This is a genomic window from Flagellimonas olearia (assembly GCF_009184425.1).
Taxonomy (GTDB): Bacteria; Bacteroidota; Bacteroidia; order Flavobacteriales; family Flavobacteriaceae; genus Flagellimonas; species Flagellimonas olearia.
The window spans coordinates 1-323 of sequence record NZ_WELG01000178.1; the positions used below are offsets into that span (position 1 = coordinate 1).

The 323-nt window shown below is 38.4% G+C and carries 1 protein-coding gene; it reads right to left on the bottom strand.

All coding sequences use genetic code 11. The features are described 5' to 3' along the window. Positions 1 to 273 (bottom strand): argininosuccinate synthase domain-containing protein (locus tag F8C76_RS20035; RefSeq protein ID WP_211372216.1); only part of this gene is annotated, 273 nt, incomplete at its 3' end. Positions 274 to 323: the final 50 nt, after the last annotated feature.

Sequence of the window (323 nt, forward strand, 5' to 3'; positions counted from 1 at the left end):
GCAATCAATGCAAGGGTTGAAATATTTCCCATAGCCGTATTTAGGCTTGAACAACACATCGTTAAAAAATTGCTCTCTAATATCGCACACCAAGAGCTTAGCCCCGATTTGTGCGGTGGCGTTTTCAAAATACTCTCTTTTATCTTTATTCCCCCCAAACCCTATATTGAAGTGTAAAGCGCTCACTTCAATACCTTGATCAATGAGTAATTTCATAGACAACAAACTATCCAACCCCCCACTAAATAAGGCTAAAGCTTTTATTTTTTTCATATGGCGACTAATTCTCCTTGTTTTAATTTCATAATGGCCTGGCGAGCCTT